Origin of the sequence: Flavobacterium tiangeerense, assembly GCF_007830355.1 — a bacterium.
Classification (GTDB): Bacteria; Bacteroidota; Bacteroidia; order Flavobacteriales; family Flavobacteriaceae; genus Flavobacterium; species Flavobacterium tiangeerense.
In genome coordinates, this window is record NZ_VLKO01000007.1 from 251464 (window position 1) to 273411 (window position 21948).

At 34.1% G+C, this 21948-nt stretch carries 16 protein-coding genes; 12 read left to right on the forward strand and 4 right to left on the reverse strand.

The features are described from left to right. Positions 1–218: 218 nt before the first annotated feature. From IQ05_RS09910 to IQ05_RS09925, 4 genes are all read left to right on the forward strand, one after another. A complete protein-coding gene (locus tag IQ05_RS09910; protein ID WP_086455173.1) occupies positions 219–2081 on the forward strand; it encodes an ABC-F family ATP-binding cassette domain-containing protein in 1863 nt (620 codons plus the stop codon). Positions 2082–2496: 415 nt separating this feature from the next. Beyond that, entirely contained in the window at positions 2497–3129 is a 633-nt protein-coding gene (locus tag IQ05_RS09915; RefSeq protein WP_144892506.1) for a hypothetical protein, read from the forward strand. 340 nt (positions 3130–3469) lie between these two features. Beyond that, positions 3470–4582 carry a pyridoxal phosphate-dependent aminotransferase gene (locus tag IQ05_RS09920; protein WP_144892508.1) on the forward strand — a complete coding sequence of 371 codons (1113 nt, stop codon included), beginning with the start codon at positions 3470–3472 and terminating at the stop codon, positions 4580–4582. 334 nt (positions 4583–4916) lie between these two features. Next, positions 4917–6554, forward strand: coding sequence for a carboxypeptidase-like regulatory domain-containing protein (locus IQ05_RS09925; RefSeq protein WP_244289558.1), 1638 nt, complete (start codon positions 4917–4919; stop codon positions 6552–6554). Between the two features lie 132 nt (positions 6555–6686). Here IQ05_RS09925 and IQ05_RS09930 read toward each other — a convergent pair whose 3' ends face one another. Both IQ05_RS09930 and IQ05_RS09935 read right to left on the reverse strand, forming a co-directional pair. After that, complete coding sequence (locus tag IQ05_RS09930; RefSeq protein WP_144892511.1) at positions 6687–9290, reverse strand: T9SS type A sorting domain-containing protein; 2604 nt, start codon at positions 9288–9290, stop codon at positions 6687–6689. Between the two features lie 143 nt (positions 9291–9433). Next, a complete protein-coding gene (locus tag IQ05_RS09935; protein ID WP_394345202.1) occupies positions 9434–10981 on the reverse strand; it encodes an SDR family NAD(P)-dependent oxidoreductase in 1548 nt (515 codons plus the stop codon). Positions 10982–11254: 273 nt separating this feature from the next. Here IQ05_RS09935 and IQ05_RS09940 point away from each other — a divergent pair, with 273 nt between their 5' ends. Continuing rightward, positions 11255–12034, forward strand: a complete 780-nt coding sequence (locus IQ05_RS09940; RefSeq protein WP_144892513.1) for an O-methyltransferase — start codon at positions 11255–11257, stop codon at positions 12032–12034. A gap of 58 nt (positions 12035–12092) precedes the next feature. Here the strand turns inward: IQ05_RS09940 and IQ05_RS09945 are convergent, their stop codons facing one another. Further along, on the reverse strand, positions 12093–12764 hold the full coding sequence (locus tag IQ05_RS09945; protein WP_144892515.1) for a DUF6565 domain-containing protein: 672 nt from the start codon (positions 12762–12764) through the stop codon (positions 12093–12095). Between the two features lie 376 nt (positions 12765–13140). On the opposite strand from IQ05_RS09945, the gene IQ05_RS09950 reads away from it, so the two are divergent. The 7 genes from IQ05_RS09950 to IQ05_RS09980 all read left to right on the forward strand — a co-directional run bounded on the left by IQ05_RS09950 (position 13141) and on the right by IQ05_RS09980 (position 21485). Then, a complete protein-coding gene (locus IQ05_RS09950; RefSeq protein WP_144892518.1) occupies positions 13141–13827 on the forward strand; it encodes an ABC transporter ATP-binding protein in 687 nt (228 codons plus the stop codon). A 211-nt stretch (positions 13828–14038) separates the two neighbouring features. Continuing rightward, on the forward strand, positions 14039–14896 hold the full coding sequence (locus IQ05_RS09955; RefSeq protein WP_144892520.1) for an ATP-grasp domain-containing protein: 858 nt from the start codon (positions 14039–14041) through the stop codon (positions 14894–14896). A 33-nt stretch (positions 14897–14929) separates the two neighbouring features. Continuing rightward, the gene (locus IQ05_RS09960; RefSeq protein ID WP_086454012.1) at positions 14930–15499 is read left to right on the forward strand and encodes a cob(I)yrinic acid a,c-diamide adenosyltransferase; all 570 of its coding nucleotides are present in this window, start codon (positions 14930–14932) and stop codon (positions 15497–15499) included. A gap of 169 nt (positions 15500–15668) precedes the next feature. Further along, positions 15669–15890, forward strand: coding sequence for a DUF2795 domain-containing protein (locus IQ05_RS09965; protein ID WP_007138072.1), 222 nt, complete (start codon positions 15669–15671; stop codon positions 15888–15890). 85 nt (positions 15891–15975) lie between these two features. Beyond that, positions 15976–19317, forward strand: a complete 3342-nt coding sequence (secA, locus tag IQ05_RS09970) for a preprotein translocase subunit SecA (RefSeq protein WP_144892522.1) — start codon at positions 15976–15978, stop codon at positions 19315–19317. Positions 19318–19816: 499 nt separating this feature from the next. Further along, positions 19817–20311, forward strand: a complete 495-nt coding sequence (locus IQ05_RS09975) for a hypothetical protein (protein WP_144892524.1) — start codon at positions 19817–19819, stop codon at positions 20309–20311. 259 nt (positions 20312–20570) lie between these two features. Next, positions 20571–21485: a hypothetical protein gene (locus tag IQ05_RS09980; RefSeq protein WP_144892526.1), complete on the forward strand. Its 915-nt coding sequence runs from the start codon at positions 20571–20573 to the stop codon at positions 21483–21485. 91 nt (positions 21486–21576) lie between these two features. Here the strand turns inward: IQ05_RS09980 and IQ05_RS09985 are convergent. Continuing rightward, positions 21577–21948: transposase (locus IQ05_RS09985; RefSeq protein WP_208653362.1), on the reverse strand; the 372-nt coding region annotated here is incomplete at its 5' end.

Genomic DNA, 21948 nt, shown 5'->3' on the forward strand with positions numbered 1-21948 from the left:
TATTTTAATTTTAGAATATAACTGTATGACCAAGCAATAATTAAGTTTAGATCAATTAGCATTCTCAAAAACAATTCCTATTGAAACAGCCACTTCCTAAACTTAGGAGACAACAATACCAATCTAATTAAAGAATATTACTTCATTAAGCCATAGGATTGCATTAAACAATTGGTAAATGGGCATTTAAAAATGTACTTTTGCAAAAAAATACACTTGTGAATTACCTTTCAGTAGAAAACATATCGAAATCATTTGGAGAAAGAACCTTGTTTAAAGACATTTCTTTCGGGATAAATAAAGACCAAAAAATAGCTTTCATTGCCAAAAACGGTTCTGGAAAAACCACTATTATGAGCATTATCAATGGTCTTGAAGAAGCAGATTCTGGCCAAGTTGTGCTTAGAAAAGGGATCAAAATGGCGTTTTTGTCCCAAAACAATAATTTGCAAGACGAATTGACAATTGAAGAAAGCATTTTTGCTTCTGATAATGAAACTTTAAAAGTTATTGAAGCCTACGAAAAAGCATTGGAAAACCCCGAAGACGAAGAGGCATACCAAAAAGCTTTTGATGGTATGGATCAGCATAATGCTTGGGATTTTGAAACACAATACAAGCAAATTTTGTTTAAATTGAAATTAGAAAATTTCAAGCTTAAAGTAAAAAACCTTTCGGGTGGACAAAAAAAGCGTCTATCACTGGCCATCATTTTGATTAATCGTCCTGATTTGTTAATTCTTGATGAACCTACGAATCACTTGGATTTAGAAATGATTGAATGGCTCGAAAGTTACTTTGCCAAAGAAAATATTACCCTTTTCATGGTGACACACGACCGTTTTTTCTTAGAGCGTGTGTGTAATGAAATCATAGAATTAGACAACGGGAAATTATACCAATACAAAGGAAATTACTCGTATTATTTAGAGAAAAAAGAGGAACGCATTGCCTCTGAAAATTCAAGTGTTGATAAGGCACAGAATCTTTTTGTAAAAGAATTAGAATGGATGCGCCGTCAGCCAAAAGCGAGAACAACCAAATCAAAATCGCGTCAGGATGATTTTTATGAAATCAAGGAAAAAGCACAAAGCAGACGCCGTGAAAACAAAGTAGAACTTGAAATTAACATGGAACGCATGGGAAGCAAGATCATTGAGCTTCACAAAATTTCTAAAAAATTCAAGGACCATGTGATTATGGACAACTTTAGTTTTGATTTTCAACGTGGGGAACGAATTGGTATCATTGGTAAAAACGGAACAGGAAAGTCGACTTTCTTGAATTTGTTGACCGGTACTTTGCCTCTTGATGGCGGAAAAGTAGTGGTAGGTGAAACCATAAAAGTAGGGTACTATACGCAAAGCGGAATCAACCCAAAACCGGGACAGCGCGTTATAGATGTCATTAAGGAATACGGAGAATTTATTCCGTTGATGAAAGGAAAATTGATTTCGGCATCACAGTTGTTAGAACGATTCTTATTTGATGCCAAAAAACAATATGACTTTGTAGACCGATTGAGCGGTGGTGAGTTGAAACGTTTGTATCTGTGTACCGTTTTGATTCAGAATCCAAACTTCTTGATTCTGGATGAGCCTACCAATGATTTGGATATTGTAACACTTAATGTATTAGAGAGTTTTTTACTAGATTATCCAGGATGTCTTTTAGTGGTTTCTCACGATAGATACTTTATGGACAAAATTGTGGATCATTTATTCATTTTTAGAGGGAACGGTGTTGTGGAAGATTTTCCAGGAAACTACTCTGATTTTAGAGCCTATGAAGACAGTGCTGATGTTGCTCAAAAAGAGGAAAACAAAGCCGAAAAGAAAGACTGGAAACAAAACAATCCAACTGGAAATTTAACTTTTAATGAGCAAAAAGAATTCCAGAAAATAGAACGAGAAATCAAAGATTTAGAGATTCAAAAAGTAGCTATTGAGCAACTTTTTTCGGATGGAAAAATTACTGATGCTGATATTGAGAAAAAAGGAAATGAATTGCAAAACCTCATCCAAAAGATGGAACTTAAAGAAGAACGTTGGTTTGAATTAAGCGCCAAAATGGAAGGATAAAATTAGGACTCAGTTGCATTTTGCAACTTGGAACATTATTACTATTTAGGATTAGATCCTCAACTAAATTTTGATTTTGTTGAGGATTTTTTTTGCATAAAACCAATTTTTGACTGGTAAGAAAAATTACATTGAATTAAAAGCCCGATCGGTGTTTTGTAGTTTATTTTATATATTTTTGAGAAATTTATTTTTTGATTTTTGTCAGACTAAGATACCACATTATAGAAGATTACATTGATTTCATTAGATCTAAATATAAATTAGGCATAATGCGCAAAAATTGACCATATAGAAATTTCTATGCTATGCATTTTGAATACTCAAATTGATTTACTAAATATTTTTACCTTAATAATTAGTGTAATCGCATTAATTGCAACGCTTAGAAAATTATAAAAACTAAAATAAAAAAATGAAAAAATTATTTATTGCCAGCATTCTTTTGTGTTCAATGTGTGCGTCAGCTCAAGATGACTATGTCATAAAAAAAGACGGGACTAAAATTCTAATAAGAAATGAAGTCTACCATCATTCTACTTTTGGAAAACTACGTTGCTACTTTTCAGACATAAAGGGTATACAGTTTGAAAAAGGAATTGAATTAGATGAAATAGAAAAATTAGTTACAGGCGACATAACTTACATACCATTTAAAGAAAGTGAAAAAAGAAATAAAGACTTAATGCTATACAAAGTTGTTGCAGAATCTGACGATAAAATATTGTTATTAGCCTTTTATCCACCTGCTATTCAACCTTCGTACGCTCCAGAATACTATTTATGGTATCAGTATAGGATAGTAGACAAGAATACTAGCACTATTGTCGAGGCTGGTATGTTTTGCGAAAGTGGGATAAGAAAAAAAATAAAAGTTCAAAAAAGTGCTATAGAAGTTGTTAAAAAGCATTTTTCAAACTGTAAAAACATCATGAGTAATTTGGCTGAGTTTGAAACAAGATTACCAAAAAAAATGGGAACTGGGTTTACAGATGCCTATATTGCAGGTTTCATGCATCAAAAAAAGCTTTTGAAATGTGAGTTATAATTCGCAAGTCAACAATTAAATTTGCATCTATTTAGATTACCAAAAACCGAAACTTGCACATGACAGTAGAACCGTGAAAGCTAGATTTTGCCGACAGAACGCGAAAAATTTCGGGCTTAATGATTATTTCAAAAGAAAAACCCGGAAACTACATTCGCTACTAAGGATCTGGGCATTAGACTTGATGAAAAAGTGTTTTTGTATCTTGGATGACTTGCTTCGACTGATCGCTATAGCTGGAGAGACAAATCCACTGTAATACAACAACTTTGGTAGCAATTTTATAAATCTGCGATTGTAACAAAATATTTTTTAAATGTCTAATTAAAGAAAAAGAAATATGGAAACGGACAGAAGACTTTGGCTGAAAAAAATTGGAATTGGAATAGCTGGTATTGGACTTACAAACTTCAATTCATTTGCTTCTCCCCTTGTATCTGAAAATTTAATTGATAGTTTTGAGAATGATGCTAATTTAATTTTTTTACGCTCAAATGAAAACCCTTATGGTCCATCTCCATTAGCAAGGAAAGCATTTGTTGATAATTCGAATATTAGTAATCGATATAATTGGGATATAGAAGTACAAATAATTTCTGATCTTGCAAAAAAGAATATTGTTAAAGACGAAAACATAATGTTGGGTGCTGGTTCAACTGAAATTTTAGATTTGGTTGCAAAATTTGTGTCAGTAAAGAAAGGTAATTATGTAATTGCAGACCCAAGCTATGATTATTGGACAGTTACTTTAGATACTTTAGGTTTAACTAAAAACAAAGTACCACTTACAACCGATAAGAAAATTAATTTACAAGCTATGTTGGAAGCCGTAAACCAAGATACTAAACTTGTTTATATTTGTAATCCAAATAACCCAACAGGAACAATTTGTGAAAGAGAAGCATTAGTAGAATGTGTAACCAAGATTTCACAAAATACAATTGTATTAATTGATGAGGCCTATTTGGACTTTACTAAACAGCAATCCCTTAGCAATCTCATAAATGACCACAAAAATATTATTATAGTCAAAACATTTTCCAAAATCTATGGTTTGGCTGGAGCACGAATTGGGTATGCAATTGCGAACAAAACGATAATTGATAATCTGGCAAATTCGCAATCCAATACAAATAATAGCGTTAGTGTTTTATCAAAACTTGCTGCTATAGCTTCGTTGAAAGATGATAAATTTGTTTCAAATTGTTACTCGTTAAATGAAAATGTAAGACAATATACCATTAACGAACTCCAAAAATTAAACTGTGAGTGCATTTCCTCTAACACAAATTTTATCTATTTTTCACTTGCAAAATACAACAAGGATTATTTCAAGCAATTAGAAGATAATAATATTGAAGGAGGAAGAATATATGAAGAGCAAGGTAAATGGACAAGAATTACAGTGGGTAAAATGGACGAAATGAAAAAATTTATTAAAGCTATACAATAAAAAATACGATTTTAACAAATTATTCCGCCAATAGAATTATGTACCACCTATCAAAATAATAAACACATCTACTAGCAGTTAAAACCTGATGTTGCGGATTTAAAAATGATCTAATACACGCATAGCGCAACATTATATTCGTTACCCACAACAAGGAGCATCCTCAATTCGGAGACGAAATAGTTCTTCCTCAGACTACGCAAATATCCAACTTTTCGCCTTCAATCATACTCACAAAAAAATACAACAAACCCCACCTCAAGTTCATAATCGTAACTTGGGATGGGGTTTTTCGTTTGAATACATTAACAGAAAATTAGCACAATTACACTACTTGAGTATTGAAATAACGTATACATTTGACAATCAATTTCAATCATCAATCTGTAAATCAACTCAAATGAACGTAAAATCTACAAACGCACCCATCAAAAAAAAATCTAAATTTATACCATACCTGCTCTTATTGAGTACGATTTTGTTTTTTCAATATTCTTGGTCACAAAATATTTCAGTAAAAATAATTGATGCAACAACTAAAGAGGTTATCCCCTACGCCACAATCAATATTGACAAAAAAGAACATTTAATCTCAAATGCTGAAGGTTTTTTCAATCTTCCAGAAACTACCCTTCAAGATGACAATACATTAATCATTACCTATCTAGGATATAAAAATCTTGAAGTTAAAGTAAGTCAATTATCAAAACTAGATTATATCATAGCACTCACTCCTACAATTTTTGAATTAAATGATGTACAAGTAAATGGTGAAAAACCCAATCCTTATGCAATCATGGCTACAGTAAAAGCTAACTTAGCTGTGAATTACGGTAGTAAAAACAGTCCAACAAGAGACATGTTATTTGTGAGAAAATCAACTGCGACATATCCTAATGAAATTGTAATTGATGTAAACCAATCCACAGGTTTTTCAAAACAAGCACTAAAAAAAGTAAACAATGATATTCAATCTTTTACAAACACTTTAATTGCATCACCTCCAAAAGAGTATACTGACATGCTATGTAATTTGTATACCAATACTATTAAAAAAGACAATAAGTCATTTGAATCACATAAAATGAACGTTCTCAAAGCAACGGTTCTCAAAAATGAAGGAAGTGCAACCTCATCAGAAGAGTTGAAACAAATAGGCATCAAAACAATGCTAAAACACTTAGATTCTACAAAGTATTACCGCATTAAAAGTGGACTCATCGGTTCTCGAGATACCATTTCTTTAAGAAAAGATTTCAACAAAAAGAAAATAAAATCTAAATCAGCAGATAAAAGTACGCTCTTAACAACCACCAAATACAATTTAACTCAATTCATCCAGAACAATAATTTAGGCACATCTTCTGAGCATGATTTTATAAATAATCCAGATTTGTACCGTTACAAATTTGAAGGAACTATTTTTACTGAAGATAACGATTATGCATTTGTACTAACATTTTCACCAAAAAAAAGCAAAGCTAAATACACCGGTAAACTCTATATTAATGAGTCTGACTATGCCGTTCTTAGAGCTGAATACCAACTTGATGAAGGAGAAAAACTAAACAATGTAAATTTAAAATGGCTTTTAGGTATTAAAGTAGCCCAAAATAATAACAAAGGAATTTTAATGTACCGAAAAAAATCAGATGAAAAGAACTATTACCTACACTATGCCTCTGAAGAAAATGGCAATTATTTTTATGTAAACCGACCTTTGAAATTTATTGAAATCACAAAAGAAGACAAAGATATTCTATCATTAGACATAAAATTTGAAGGAAACGCTACTACTAAAACTGAATTTTTAAATCTATCGCATTCCCTTGTAACAGATATTGATGTTACTAAAGTTGTTGAAAATGAATTCAAACTTATAGCTATAAAATCATATGATCCTAAAATATGGAAAGGATACAACGCTATAGAACCATTAGCAGAATTAAAGCGATTCAGAGTAAAAGATTAATTTACATCATGCAACTTTTTGTTATTATGCTCTAACAAAAATAATTTTAAAAATAAAATGGCTGTACAACAATACAGCCATTTTACTAACTAACTAAAAAAAAAACAATTAACTAAAAACTATTTAACAAAATCACTTAACAATTATTTTTACAACTTCGTAGGTTGAAGTAGAGCTGATTATTTTACTAAAATAGATACCTGAAGTCAACATTGATTTAGCAATCTGAACTTCATTATTTCCTACTTGAGTATCGTGGTAAATGGTGGAAACTAACTTTCCATTTATATTATAAATTTCAATTGCAACTCTTTCTGCATCCGTTGCTGTAAAACGCAGTTTTGAATTATCATCTATTGGGTTTGGCGATATTGAAACTTTAGTTCCTTGTGATGCCAAATCAAATTCTGCTGTGTCTAATGTGAGATTCTTAGAAAATTGAATGGTTTGTAAATCCATCTCTTTTACTGTTGGTTTTCCATCAATAGCAGTCATCTTAAACACAATTGTTTTTATGTCATTCAACACTAACGGATTTCCTGTACTAGAAACAAATGCTGTAAATGGTATGGCAAAATCCTGTAAATCTCCTGTAAGAGTAATTGTTGCTTTGTACTGTTGTTCCCAGTTTGAAATACTATTTTTAATAAAAACTATTTCTAGAATACCTGTCCCTTTGCCACGCAAATGTAAACTTTTGTAGGTTGACAAATCTACTGCTTTAAACCTTGGTGTTAGGGCTCTGTATGCAGCCACATAATCTGTTGTGGTAGCTATAAGGCTTATATTGCGCTCTACAGGAAAACTTCCAGCATCATACTCTCGTGTATTTACGCCTACATTATAATTAGTAACAGTTGTTGTACTAGCTGGAGCGTCAATTCCCCAAGGCCCATCAGATAAGAATAAATCATCTGGAGTGGCAACTCCATCTCCTATTCTAAATCCAATGTCAAACAAATTACCCGTTGGCACCACAATATCCGTTACATATTTTTTATTCAAATCAATTGTACTGTTCATTTTTTGCTCAGTACTAGTTTCTGTTTTTCTCAAACCTCCGTCAAAAGTTACGGTGCTTGTAGCATTTGTATTTATAATTTGCAATTCTAAGTTTCCATTAACATATCTTCCTTTTTTAACAAAAACTGTTGGTGGCTCAGACAAACTATATCCAGAAATTGGTTTTTGCTTTTGAATTAAACTCACAACCTCTTGCCCTATTTTGAACAAATCATCTATTGAGTTTGTCCAAATTTGAAAATTATAGAAACTAATATTTTTTTGATATTTATCAAGATTCCAATGACTTTCTAGCGCATAATTCGCATCTGCATTTACTTTCTTAGCAGAGAAACTCAATACATATTCAATACTATTATCTGCATTTTTTATGATGGTTTTGATAAAAGGCTGCTCGTTAATTTCAATAGTTGAAACTGATATAATTTGCGCACCTAATAAACGATCACAAATAAATTTAGTATGCTCATAAACGCCATTATCTGTTTTCAAAGCCAAAATAGAAGCAATTGTTTTATTGTTTTTTATATAATCTACTGAGTATACTTCGGATGCATTGGTAATAGAAAGTAAATCTGTAGGTGTAGATTCTACAACTGATTGCTCGTTAATGATTCCAAATGGAATAAAATCTTTAAGTACTGTACCCGATGCTTTTCTAGAATATAAACTTGGTTTTGTTACTTTTCTTGCTGTGGCAACATCAAACTTGTACGCTGTTTTTACTCTATTAAAATTTCGTTTGTTAATTTGTTCTGATAATCTATTGTTACTCTCTAGACCGCCCTCATTAGCTCCTGAGATAGAAGCTTCAAACACAGGACAAGTAGCATATCCTGAACAAGATGGATCATCACAATCAATTAAATTATCGCCATCATCATCAATCCCATTATCACAAATTTCTTGAGGAACAGGCGCTGTAGGACAACGTGCTCCATCATTGCTAGAACTTGACGGACCAAAGGCAAATAAATTTGAGTTCATCCCAATTAAACCATTCAAATCCTTCACATCACGAACCACATAAACAGTTCCTGTTTGATTGGCAGATACGTAAAAACTACCTGCTAAATCAAAATACACGGCCCCATAAGTATAGTTATTACCTAACAATACAGGCACAACTCCTAGATTAGTAACTACTCCATTTAATGGATTAACTCTGTAGAGAATATTAGTAGCTTGTTCAACGGTGTACAAATTTCCATCTGCTGCATTAAAAGCCCAATCGTGAACATTAATACTTTGTGACAATTCAAAAGAACCTAAATACTGTAAATAAGATGGTGAGGCTGGATCTAAATCTATTTTGTAATACGTGCTACCTCCTGATTTAAAAAAATAAATTCCTTCAGCACTCACATCACCCACATATCTACTCCCGTCAGGCAAAGCAGGAATGGTATAAATAGTAGTATTGAAATTCTTCCCTATTCTTACAATAGATTTAGATGGAGAAGTTAAATAACCCCAAATATATCCATCTTTAGCATTATAACCTGCACCATTGATATTTCCAGCTGTGATATTTTGAGCAACTGAAATAGAATTTCCCGAAGCCAAATCAATAGCAAACACATCATTATTTTGGATCAAATACGCATTGAAATCACAATTAAAGGGTATGTCTTGTGCACCTGATGTAGTGGTTAAAAATAGTAAAAAAAACAAAAATGCTCTTGGTCCTTGACAATGTAAAATTTTAATCATATCTATTTCCTTTTAAATAATCAACATTGTAAAATTAATTCAATATGCTACAGGAAAATAAATATTTAGATATAGGATGGAGTAACTATCGATGAATGGTCTATTTCTATAGACCATTCAAAAAAAAATACATAAACCACTATCTACCAAGGAATCGGATTGTAATCTTTCAAAAACTTACCACACCAATGTTTTCCCGTATTGATTCCGTCAAACAACGGATCCATTACCCGCGCAGCACCATCCACAATATCTAATGGTGGTTGAAAATCTTCTTCTTCCTGTTTTCTTTTGGCTAATTCTGCCGGATCTTCATCGGTGACCCAACCGGTATCTACTGCATTCATAAAAATTCCGGCTTTTGCCAAAGTTCCAGAAGATGTGTGTGTCAGCATATTCAAAGCGGCTTTTGCCATGTTTGTATGCGGATGTCTGTCTTCCTTGAAAAAGCGATGGAACTTCCCTTCCATAGCCGAAACATTGATGATGTGTTTTTTTCCAGTGTTGTCTTTCTTCATCACTTCCGAGAGGCGGTTACATAACACAAAAGGCGCTACGGAATTCACCAACTGCACTTCAATCATTTCAGTAGTTTCTATTTGTCCCAAGCGCAAGCGCCAACTATTGGTTTTTCTTAAATCTACTTGCTGTAAATCGGCATCGAGTTCTCCTTCCGGAAAAACTTCATTTGCCACGAGAGCATTATCAAACGAATACGGAATCTGCGATAATTTGGCGGAAGCACGCAACCCAATTCCTGGTTCTGGTCCGTGCCAAGTTACGGGCATATTTTCATTAGTTGAAAAACCAGTAGTCAACACTTTCAATTCATCCAAACAATTGATATGATCCAGTAATAATTCTTGTGCTTGTTGCGGTAAAGAGGCGATGGAACGCTCCTCGTTTTCCATTAAATGCGCATAGAATCCTGCAGGACGTCTCACGGTTTGGGCTGCATTATTAATTAAAATATCCAAACGCTCGTACTTTTGCTCTATGAAATTACAGAAAATTTCCACACTCGGAATATGTCGTAAATCCAATCCGTGAATTTTCAAACGATGTCCCCACTCCATGAAATCGTCTTCCTTAGAAAAACGCAAAGCCGAATCAACTGGAAAACGAGTGGTAGCGATAACGGTTGCACCTCCTCGTAAAAGCATCAACGTAATGTGATAGCCTATTTTTAAGCGAGAACCAGTAATTACAGCAACTTGCCCCTTTACATCGGCGGTTTGGAAACGTTTAGCATAATTAAAATCTCCACAATCCGTACACATGGTATCATAAAAATGGTGCATTTTAGTAAACTCCGTTTTACATACGTAACAATTTCTTGGCGTTTCCAGTTCCAATTGTTCTTTGTTTACGAGATCATTGTACGCCAATAATTTGGGCGCCATAAACACACTGGCTTCTCGAGCATGACGGATTCCGGTCTCTTTCCTTGCGGTTCTATCTTGCTTTTCTTTTTTACGTTTGGCTACTAATTTTCCATCTTTTTTACGTCGGGAAAACTCATCACGATCTGGGCGAGAAAATTGACCTGCAGCTTTAATTAAAGCCGTTCGTTGTTCTTTTGGAATGTCAAATATTTGGTCGGTATCAGTATTTAATTGCGCTAAAATAGCGATACATCGGTCAATTTCTTCTGAGCTTATGGCAGTTTTATGTTTTATTTGTTCCATCATTATCATAAAAAAGGATCTCAATTTAGTGTAAAATCCAAGGCCGCAAATATAGACTTTTTAACGTCGGAAAATTTTAAGGTTATACCGTCGAAAATCTTAGCGCGAAGATGATAGTTTTGCATTTTGACTTTCGACTATTATCTTACTATCTTCGCACCTACGATGTTCTTTCACAAAGATGTGTGAAGCACCGCAAAAAGACACAAAATTTTAGAAAAAACTGTGCCCCTTTGCGTTTTATCTTTGAGAATCAATATATAACAGAAAAGTACTATGCTGTTTCAAATCAAATCATATTTACAATTCCTTTGGCACTCCAAAAATGAGCATGCAGTGCATTCTCCATTTGTATTTAGTTTACTGACCAAATGTTTTTATGACAAAAAATTAAAACCAGAATATGCTGTTTTAAGAAAATACAGAAACACGCTTTTAGCAAATAGTAATTCGATAGAAGTAACTGATTTTGGTGCAGGTTCGAAAGTATTCAAATCGAATACAAGAGAGATTACTAAGATTGCAAAAACGGCGGGTATTTCTTCAAATCGAGCCGAATTATTATTTCGTATAACCGCTTATTTTCAACCGGATACTATTCTAGAAATTGGAACTTCATTAGGATTAGCAACTTCAGCACTTTCTTTAGGAAATTTTAAAGCAAAAATCACAACGCTGGAAGGTTGTCCAAATACAATGGCACTTGCAAAAAGTCAATTTCAAGCATTCCATTTTGACAATGTAAATCCAATCGTTTCAGAATTTAGTAATTATTTAAGTGACTTTAAACCTTCGAATTTCGATTTTAAACTCATTTATTTCGACGGCAATCACTCTAAGAAAGCAACTTTAGATTATTTTGAAGCCTTGCTTCCAACTGTGACAAATGATACGCTTTGGATATTCGATGATATTCATTGGTCGCCAGAAATGGAAGAGGCTTGGCAAATCATAAAAAACCATCCAAAAGTGACGGTAACAATTGATACTTTTCAATGGGGATTGGTGTTTTTTAGAAGAGAGCAACCGAAAGAGCATTTTATTATTAGAGTATAAAGCAAAAAAAATGACAGCCATTACTGACTGTCATTTTCAACATTGAATTAATTATTCCTTATTCTTTAGCTCTTTTCATTTCCCCTGATTTTGCACCCATACGATTAACGGTATACATTGGTGCAAATTTCAATTTCAAACCTGCAATTTTTCTGTTGTCATCACTTGTAAGACCTTCTTTTTCTACGGTGTTTTTACGACTGTCAAGTGCTTCATACATCAATTTAATTTCGTCCCAATCCTCACGTGTGTAAGCATCTTTATTGTTTTCAACAGTATCCACAAATTGTTGGTAAACACTCAAAATATTGTTTTTATTAACCCATACAAAACTCATGTCCTCACCTACTTTTCCTTCTCCAAAAAGTGCATTACGCATTTGTTGTTTTGGATTTGCAGGCAATACCGCAAGTTCCTCTGCTCTCATTTTTTCAAGATTAGCTCTCATCGTTTCGTACTTAGCTCTACTTGCTTCTAAACGAGCTTTTGCTTCAGCATCATCTGCCATATCCGCAAGAGCAACCTCAGCCTCTGCGCTTTTCAATTTAAACTCAGATTCTATTTCCATCCAGTTATCCTTAGTGTCCTCAGCAGCTACATTACTTAATGAATCCACATACATTACGTAATTGTCTACTTTAATTTTAGCTTGTTCTGTTTTTTCATCTTTACAAGCTGTAAATCCTATTGCAATTAAGGCAAGTCCTAATACTAGTTTTGTATTTTTCATGTTTTTATCTTTTATTGGTTAATACGTGACAAATGTATAGGCAAAGCTTTCATTTTCAATTTAAAACAAAAAATTATACAACTAATTACTATAATTGTGCAAAACCGACTAAAACCATTAGAATACTACACAAACAGTCGGAATAGAAGATTGGCTATTACAGCGGTACCTCAGGATTTCATGTTTATGAATAGGATACTGACTCCCGTATTGATACTTCATAATTTATGAAAACGAACATCAAACCAAATTACTATGTCAATTCGTGTAACAAATAAAAAAAAGTGCTACTTATTATTCAAATAAAACTTTTATACCTTTATATCATAACTTAACAGCATCTTTCAAGAAACGAAAGAATAAAATTTATTAAAGAATGGCAAACCCACTGATACAGATAACCGATATTAAGCGAAACTTTGTTCTAGGAAATGAAATCGTATATGTCCTTAAAGGAATTAATTTAGAGATCAATAAAGGGGAATATGTAGCATTAATGGGACCTTCAGGATCAGGTAAATCTACCTTAATGAATTTATTAGGCTGTCTTGACACTCCTACATCTGGAAATTATATTCTTAATGGAAAAGACGTGAGCCAAATGCGCGATGATGAGTTGGCAGAAATTAGAAATAAAGAAATAGGTTTTGTGTTTCAAACCTTTAATCTATTACCAAGAACGACTGCCTTAGACAATGTGGCCTTGCCTATGATTTATGCTGGTTTTTCAAAATCAGAAAGAAACAAGCGTGCCACCGAAGTATTAGATCAAGTGAACCTATCAGATAGAATGGACCACCAACCCAACCAACTCTCTGGAGGTCAAAGACAGCGTGTTGCCATTGCTAGAGCATTGGTAAACAAACCTTCTATTATCCTTGCTGATGAACCTACAGGAAACTTAGATAGTAAAACCTCTGTAGAAATCATGAAACTCTTTGGCGATATTCACGCACAAGGAAACACCGTAATATTAGTAACGCATGAAGAGGAAATTGCTGCTTATGCGCACCGTGTCATTCGTTTGCGTGACGGCCTCATAGAAAGTGATATTTCAAAGTAATCAGTGTTCTGTAGCAGTTTACAGTTTTATTCATTAAAAAGAAGGTCTATACCAAATAATGTTGAAGTATTATAATGACTTTGTTTTTTAGAAAAAAAACTTAAATACAACTAAGTAAAACGAATTAAAACTACCCCGACGAGAGCTATTCTAGAGTAGAAAAATATAATTTCGATCTCTTTTCTAAAGCACCGTATAAACTTTTCCATACATGAAAATCGCTTTACTTACCTGCGAAAAACTTCCTGATTTAAATCCTGAAGATCAAAAACTAATTCCAGCACTGGCAAAATATAACATTCAGGCTGTAGCTGCAATTTGGGATGATGCTAGCATCAATTGGTCACAATTTGACTGTTTGGTTTTTAGAAATACCTGGGACTATTTTGAAAAAGAACAAGCATTTACCCTTTGGCTTGACCACATCAAAAAATTAGGCGTTAAAACACTAAACCACATTGATACGGTAAAAAATAACATCCATAAATTTTATTTAAAAGAGCTAGAGCAAAAGGGAATTCCCATCATTAAAACCCTATTTATTGACAAAACCCAACAGCTGGATTTAAACAAACTAATACCAAATCACTGGAATAAAGCAGTCATAAAACCCGCTTTTTCGGCAGGATCTTATCTCACCGAAGTGTTTGACAGAACACAAATTCAAGCGATAAACAATCAATATGAATCTATAGCTGCAGATAAAGAATTACTCCTTCAGGAATTCATGCCAGAAATTCAAACATTGGGTGAAACATCATTCATTTTTTTTGATAAGAAATTCTCTCATGCTGTGAATAAAAAACCCGTTTCTGGTGATTTTAGAGTCCAATCACTCTACGGAGGAAAATATACGCTGGTCGAACCATCAGCTGAACTCATCCAAAAAGCACAAAAAGTGGTCAATACTTTTCAAGAGGATTTGTTGTACGCTCGTGTAGATGGAATTGTCATTGAAGACGAACTTTATTTGATGGAAATAGAATGCATTGAACCAGATTTGTATTTTAACTTAAGTGCTAATTCATTAGACCAATTTGTTGCAGCATTAATAAAATTAATAGCTTAAATTTGTTTTTTTTATAAAACTAAGATCTCATTAATGAAAGTATATACAAAAACTGGCGATAAAGGCACTACAGCCCTTTTTGGCGGTACACGAGTAGCCAAAGACCATGCTCGCATAGAAAGTTACGGAACCGTTGACGAGTTGAACTCTCATATTGGTCTTATTCGGGACCAAGACATGAATGCCCATTACAAAGATATTTTAATTGAAATTCAAGACCGCCTTTTTACGGTAGGCGCCATTCTTGCCACGCCTCCAGAAAAAGAGGTAAAGAAAAACGGGGAACTGCGTTTGCAAAACTTAGGCATCATTGAAACCGACATTGAATTATTAGAAAATGAAATAGACGCGATGGAAGAAGCGCTACCGCCAATGACACATTTTGTATTGCCCGGTGGTCATACCACTGTGTCATATTGTCATATCGCACGCTGTGTATGCCGAAGAGCAGAGCGCCTAGCCGTACATTTAAGTCATGACGAACCCGTCGTTGAAATCGCAATTAAGTACTTAAACCGACTTTCTGACTACCTTTTTGTGTTGGCACGAAAGTTGTCCTACGACTTAAAAGCGGATGAAGTTCAATGGATTCCTAGAAAATAGTATTCAGCTAGCAGTGTGCAGTCTCAGTTTGCAGTTTTATACTGATCACTGAAGACTGATCACTGAAGACTAAAAATAAACGTTCTTAACTTTAACTAAAAATAAATCGTTTTTTACTTGTATTTTTCAGTAAAAAATTTATTTTTGCACAAAACTAAATCGACAACAGATGTATTGGACATTAGAATTAGCATCCTATTTAAGTGATGCACCATGGCCTGCTAACAAAGATGAACTTATTGACTACGCTATTAGAGCTGGAGCTCCATTAGAAGTAGTAGAAAACCTTCAATCTATTGAGGATGAAGGCGAAATATATGAATCAATGGAAGAAATATGGCCAGATTATCCCACAGACGAAGATTATCTTTGGAATGAGGATGAATATTAAAAAACAAACCAATTAAAAAGTCTCAAAAGAGGCTTTTTTTTGGTTTAAATTTACGCAAATACACAATTAGAAATATAAAAATATTATGAGTTTCATAAACAGCATTATCAAGGTTTTTGTGGGCGACAAGTCACAAAAAGACGTCAAAGCGCTACAACCCTATCTCACTAAAATAAAAACATTCGAGGAACCCCTTAAAGCTTTGTCTCATGATGAGCTAAGAGGCAGAACTCTTTTTTTTGAGGACAAAATCAAACAAGAACGAGCTGACAAAGATGCTAAAATAGCAGCGCTAAAACTGGAAGTTGAAAACATTGTAGATATTGACAAGAGAGAGGATATTTACGTGGCCATCGATGCCCTTGAAAAAGAAGCTTACGAAATTTCAGAAAAAACATTAATGCAAATCCTTCCTGAGGCTTTTGCAGTGGTAAAAGAAACAGCAAGACGTTTCAAAGACAACACCCAAATTGAGGTAACAGCAACCCCAAAAGACCGTGAACTATCTGCCACAAAAACATACATTACCTTAGATGGAGACAAAGCCATTTGGGCTAATTCTTGGAGTGCTGCAGGTAAAGAAATCACCTGGGACATGATTCACTATGACGTTCAGTTAATAGGCGGAATGGTACTACATGAAGGTAAAGTTGCCGAAATGCAAACCGGTGAAGGAAAAACATTAGTAGCTACATTGCCACTTTACTTAAATGCCTTGACTGGAAACGGAGTTCACCTTGTAACGGTAAATGATTATCTTGCAAAAAGAGATAGTACCTGGAAAGCACCTTTGTTTGAGTTTCACGGCATGACTGTGGAGTGTATTGACAACTACCAACCAAGCTCTGAAGGTCGTAAAAAAGCCTACGATGCAGATATCACGTATGGTACCAATAATGAATTTGGTTTTGATTATTTAAGAGATAACATGGCTCATTCTCCTGATGACCTTGTACAAAGAAAACACAATTACGCTATTGTAGATGAGGTCGATTCAGTATTAATTGATGATGCTAGAACTCCTTTAATTATCTCTGGACCAGTTCCACAAGGAGATCGTCACGAATTCAATGAATTAAAACCAAAAATTGAAAACCTAGTAAGTCTTCAACGTCAATTAGCAAACGGTTTCTTATCTGAAGCTAAAAAACTAATCAAAGAAGGAAACACTAAAGATGGTGGATTTCAATTGCTAAGAGCTTACAGAAGTTTGCCTAAGAATAAAGCATTGATTAAATTTTTGAGTGAAGAAGGTATCAAACAACTGCTTCAAAAAACCGAAAATCAATACATGCAGGACAACAAAAGAGAAATGCACAAAATTGATGAGGCATTGTACTTTGTTATCGAAGAAAAAAACAATCAAGTAGAATTAACAGATAATGGAATCCAGTACCTATCTGGCGATACAGATGCTGACTTTTTTATCCTACCAGACATTGGAACTGAAATTGCCAATATCGAAAAGAAAAAATTAGAGAAAGACCTTGAAGCCGAAGAAAAAGAAAAATTATTTCAAGACTTCGGAATCAAAAGTGAGCGTATCCATACATTAACACAGCTTTTAAAAGCCTACGCTTTATTCGAAAAAGATGTAGAGTATGTAATCATGGACAACAAAATCATGATTGTAGACGAGCAAACAGGTCGTATTATGGACGGTCGACGTTATTCTGACGGATTGCACCAAGCCATTGAAGCCAAAGAAAATGTAAAAATCGAGGCTGCTACACAAACTTTTGCAACGGTTACTTTGCAAAACTATTTCAGAATGTACAACAAGCTAGGCGGAATGACTGGAACTGCAGTTACAGAAGCGGGTGAGTTATGGCAAATATACAAGCTTGATGTAGTAGAAATCCCTACTAACAGAGGCATTTCAAGAAAAGACAAAGAAGATTTCATCTACAAAACAACTCGTGAAAAATTCAACGCTGTTATTGAAGATGTAACCGAATTGTCTAAAGCCGGAAGACCAGTTCTTATTGGAACAACATCGGTTGAAATTTCAGAATTACTAAGCCGAATGTTGAAAATGCGTGGCGTAGCACACAATGTGTTGAATGCCAAAATGCACAAACAAGAAGCACAAATTGTGGAGGAAGCTGGAAAACCAGGCGTAGTAACCATTGCTACAAACATGGCTGGTCGTGGTACCGATATCAAATTATCACCAGAGGTTAAAGCTGCTGGCGGACTTGCCATTGTAGGTACAGAGCGTCATGACTCCCGTCGTGTAGACCGTCAATTACGTGGTCGTGCAGGACGTCAAGGTGATCCTGGAAGTTCTCAGTTTTATGTTTCGCTTGAGGACAACTTAATGCGTTTGTTTGGTTCTGAACGTGTAGCCAAAGTAATGGACCGTATGGGATTACAAGAAGGCGAAGTGATTCAGCACTCTATGATGACCAAATCTATAGAACGCGCTCAAAAGAAAGTAGAAGAAAACAACTTTGGAGTACGTAAGCGTTTGTTAGAATATGATGATGTAATGAATGCGCAGCGTGAAGTAGTCTACAAGCGTCGTCGTCACGCCTTGTTTGGCGAACGCTTAAAGCTTGATATTGCAAACATGCTTTATGACACCTGCGAGTTAATTATTGAGCAAAACAAAGCAATAAATGATTTCAAGAACTTTGAGTTCGAATTAATACGTTATTTCTTGATCACGTCTCCAGTAACCGAAAGTGAGTTCGCTAAAATGAACCCAATGGATCTTACCGGAAAAGTATACAAAGCAACATTAGATTATTATACCGAAAAAACAGCACGTAGCGCCCGTGAAGCATTACCGATTATCAAAAGCGTTTATGAAGATCAAAACAACCAGTTTGAGCGCATCGTAGTTCCATTTACGGATGGAATTAAATCTTTGAATGTAGTTACCGACTTAAAAATGGCTTACGATTCTCAAGGAACACAACTAGTTGCTGATTTTGAGAAAAACATCACACTAGCCATTGTAGACGAAGCTTGGAAAAAACACTTGCGCAAAATGGACGAGCTAAAACAATCTGTTCAACTAGCCGTGCACGAACAAAAAGATCCGTTGCTAATTTACAAACTAGAGGCCTTCAACTTGTTTAGAGCCATGATTGATAATGTAAACAAAGAAGTAATTTCTTTCTTGTTCAAAGGAGATTTGCCAGCACAAGAAAACCAACGCATTCAAGAAGCTATTGATGTAACTCCCGTTGAGGATTACACCACTTCAAAAGATGAAATTGTAAGCAGCGAAAGTGCAAATCAAGAAGCCATGCAAACACAGCAACGTCAAGTTACAGAGACCATCACTCGCGACATGCCAAAAATCAATCGCAATGACAACGTAACCATTCAAAACGTGGCCAACGGTCAAACACAAGAAATGAAATTCAAAAAAGCTGAAAGCCTAATCGCCTCAGGACAATGGGTATTAGTGAACTAAAACCTTTTATTTCAAGATTCATAAAACTCCACTGCGCAAGTAGTGGAGTTTTTTTATGCTATTTTTTCGGGAGCTATTCCTGCCATACGCTGCAAGCTATTTGGTTTCAAACCCTTTTTCTAGGCACTTTCAGGAGCTTCCTGCGGTCGCTCTGCCAGCACCATAAAAAGTGGTTTTCAACCCGCATAGGCTTTACGCTACTGTCAGGGCTATACCCTAAAACTAACCAAAAAGAAAAAAGAATCATCCAAAAGCAAACTAATCCTCAAAAAATCGAAATGGCTTTCACATCCAAGTAAATACATCAGAAAAGTACACAACAAATTAAAAGTCCGTTTGATGATTTATAACTATTTATTTCTATATTTGAAATTAAATAAAACCTGACTCTTGTCAGATAAAGTCACCCAATTTAGGTGCGATATGTCTGATTTTGTCAGACCTATATACAAGTTATGCCTCAGTTTACCGAACCGAACCGAAAACGAAACGATAATATATGGAATTGACAGAATCAAGAAAACGTTTAATAATTGACCTAATTTCCGAATTTAAGAAAAGTGATTCGTACAGTTTGTATAAAACAGAATTCAACAGAATTGTTAATAACGAAAACGAGTTAAAGACAGTTATTGAAATTTTAAAATACAAACTTGAATTTATTACATCTCCGACAAAAGAAACGTATCGTCTGACAAAAAAGGGAATAGTGTTTTCTTCATTTGAAGATGCGGAATCTGCTAGCGATAAAATCATAATGAATAGCTTTAATAATTCAACAATCGGACAATTTAATCAAGATTCTAATTTTTTTGAAAGTCCTAATAATATAAAAACAAAGGCAGCTCCAAGCAATAATCCGGTAATAAAATCACGACTTAAAACTATATTGTCAAATCCTTGGTTTATTGGAATTTCATTAGCTTTATTAGCTGCAATATTAAACGGTAAGAGATTTATGAGTTTTATAAATAACATGTTAGATAATTTTTAAAATTTACTTCTGACTTAAAGCGGTGTAGAAGTGAAACCGCAAATTGAAGCCGAAAAATAAAACCGAAGGCATAACACACGCTACAAGCAATTTGGGTATTAGGCTTAATTTGAAATTGGTCTTGTATTTGGAAGATTTGGCAAATCCGAAAGATAACGCTGATTTAGTCCCAAACTGCTTGTAGCGCAGGGACGTTAGCGGTAATTCGCCCGCAGAATCGGAGAATCTAATTCAATTATATAACCAACAAATAACATAAATGTCCTTAAAAAGAGAATTAAAATTTTTTGAAAATTACAAAGTGACCTCGCCTGCGATAGATAATCTAATATTTAAAGAACTTGGTGGTTTAATATATGATGGTGGTGCAAATACTAAATATAAATGGATTGAACAAAGTACAATTGACCTTCGTGAATTTGGTGATATTATCAAAAGTACTTATATAAGGTGGGCATTAGCAATTAATGGTTTAAACCTTGGTCATGAAAAATATAAAAGCGAAGATTTTAAAGGGAAAGCTTTTGCTATAACCTCTGCAAGATTTGTTAATGGTGATATTACAAAAGTAAATATAATGGCATGGGATGGACCAACTGCTTCTCAAAATCATTTGGACACAGTTAACATGTTAGCTTCATATGCAATAATTGATATGTATGCATTACTTGAAGAATTAATACTAAAGTTATTTAAGACATATTGGTTTTATAATCCAGAAAGTATGTTAGTAGGTAAAGATAATCGAAGTTTAAGAATACTTTATAGAGATAGAAATGTTAATCCTGATGCATGGGAAAATGCATGGAACGAAAGACTCGATAAGTGGCAGAGAAATAAAATTTATGATGGAATAGGAAAAACATTTATTTCCTATTATTCATCGGCAAAATTAAAAGTTCCAAAAGATAAAGAAGAATACACTGTTGAAAATATAGCTACAACACTTAAAAGTATTTCAGTTTTAAGAAATTGTTTAATTCATGGAAGTCCTACTATACCTAAAGAACTTGCTGAAATATCAAATATTGACAAAGTAAATGAATTTCCATTCGTAGAAGGCGAAAAGATTGAATTAAATTTAAACCATTTGATTTCAATTGAACAATTTACAAATGCATTTGTGGCGACTTTAAATGTTTCGCTAATTGAAAAATTCTTACCGAACAATTAGAACTACCGCTAACACACGTAGCTGTTGCGCAACTCTCTTAAAAAAGTAAAATTTCAAGATAAGCATAAAAAACAACCTCGTTTAAGGATTTTTAAGCGAGGTTTATTTTTGGTTTTAGGTTGTAGTTTGTAAAAATAAAAAGCCTTAAAAAGTCGGTTTTCAAGTCAATGAAAGCTGTTTTTAGAGAAGTTGGTACTTTTGCTTGTATTTCACTTACAACTCCGGACTTTGTTTTTGTTTTTTTGGTGATAAACTTCAAGTATTTCTTAAGATTATAGGTTAACGCTGCCATCAAAACGTGTTTGTTGGCTTGCTTGATTCCTCTTGTGTTTACGCGCTTCATATTGGTAAAATTGACCAACGTTCCTATTACTGGTTCTACGGTTTTACTTCTCACTCGCACCATTTGCTTGGAATAGCGTGCGTTTTGAGTCAGTTTTTGGTGCATTCGATCGTAGTGTTC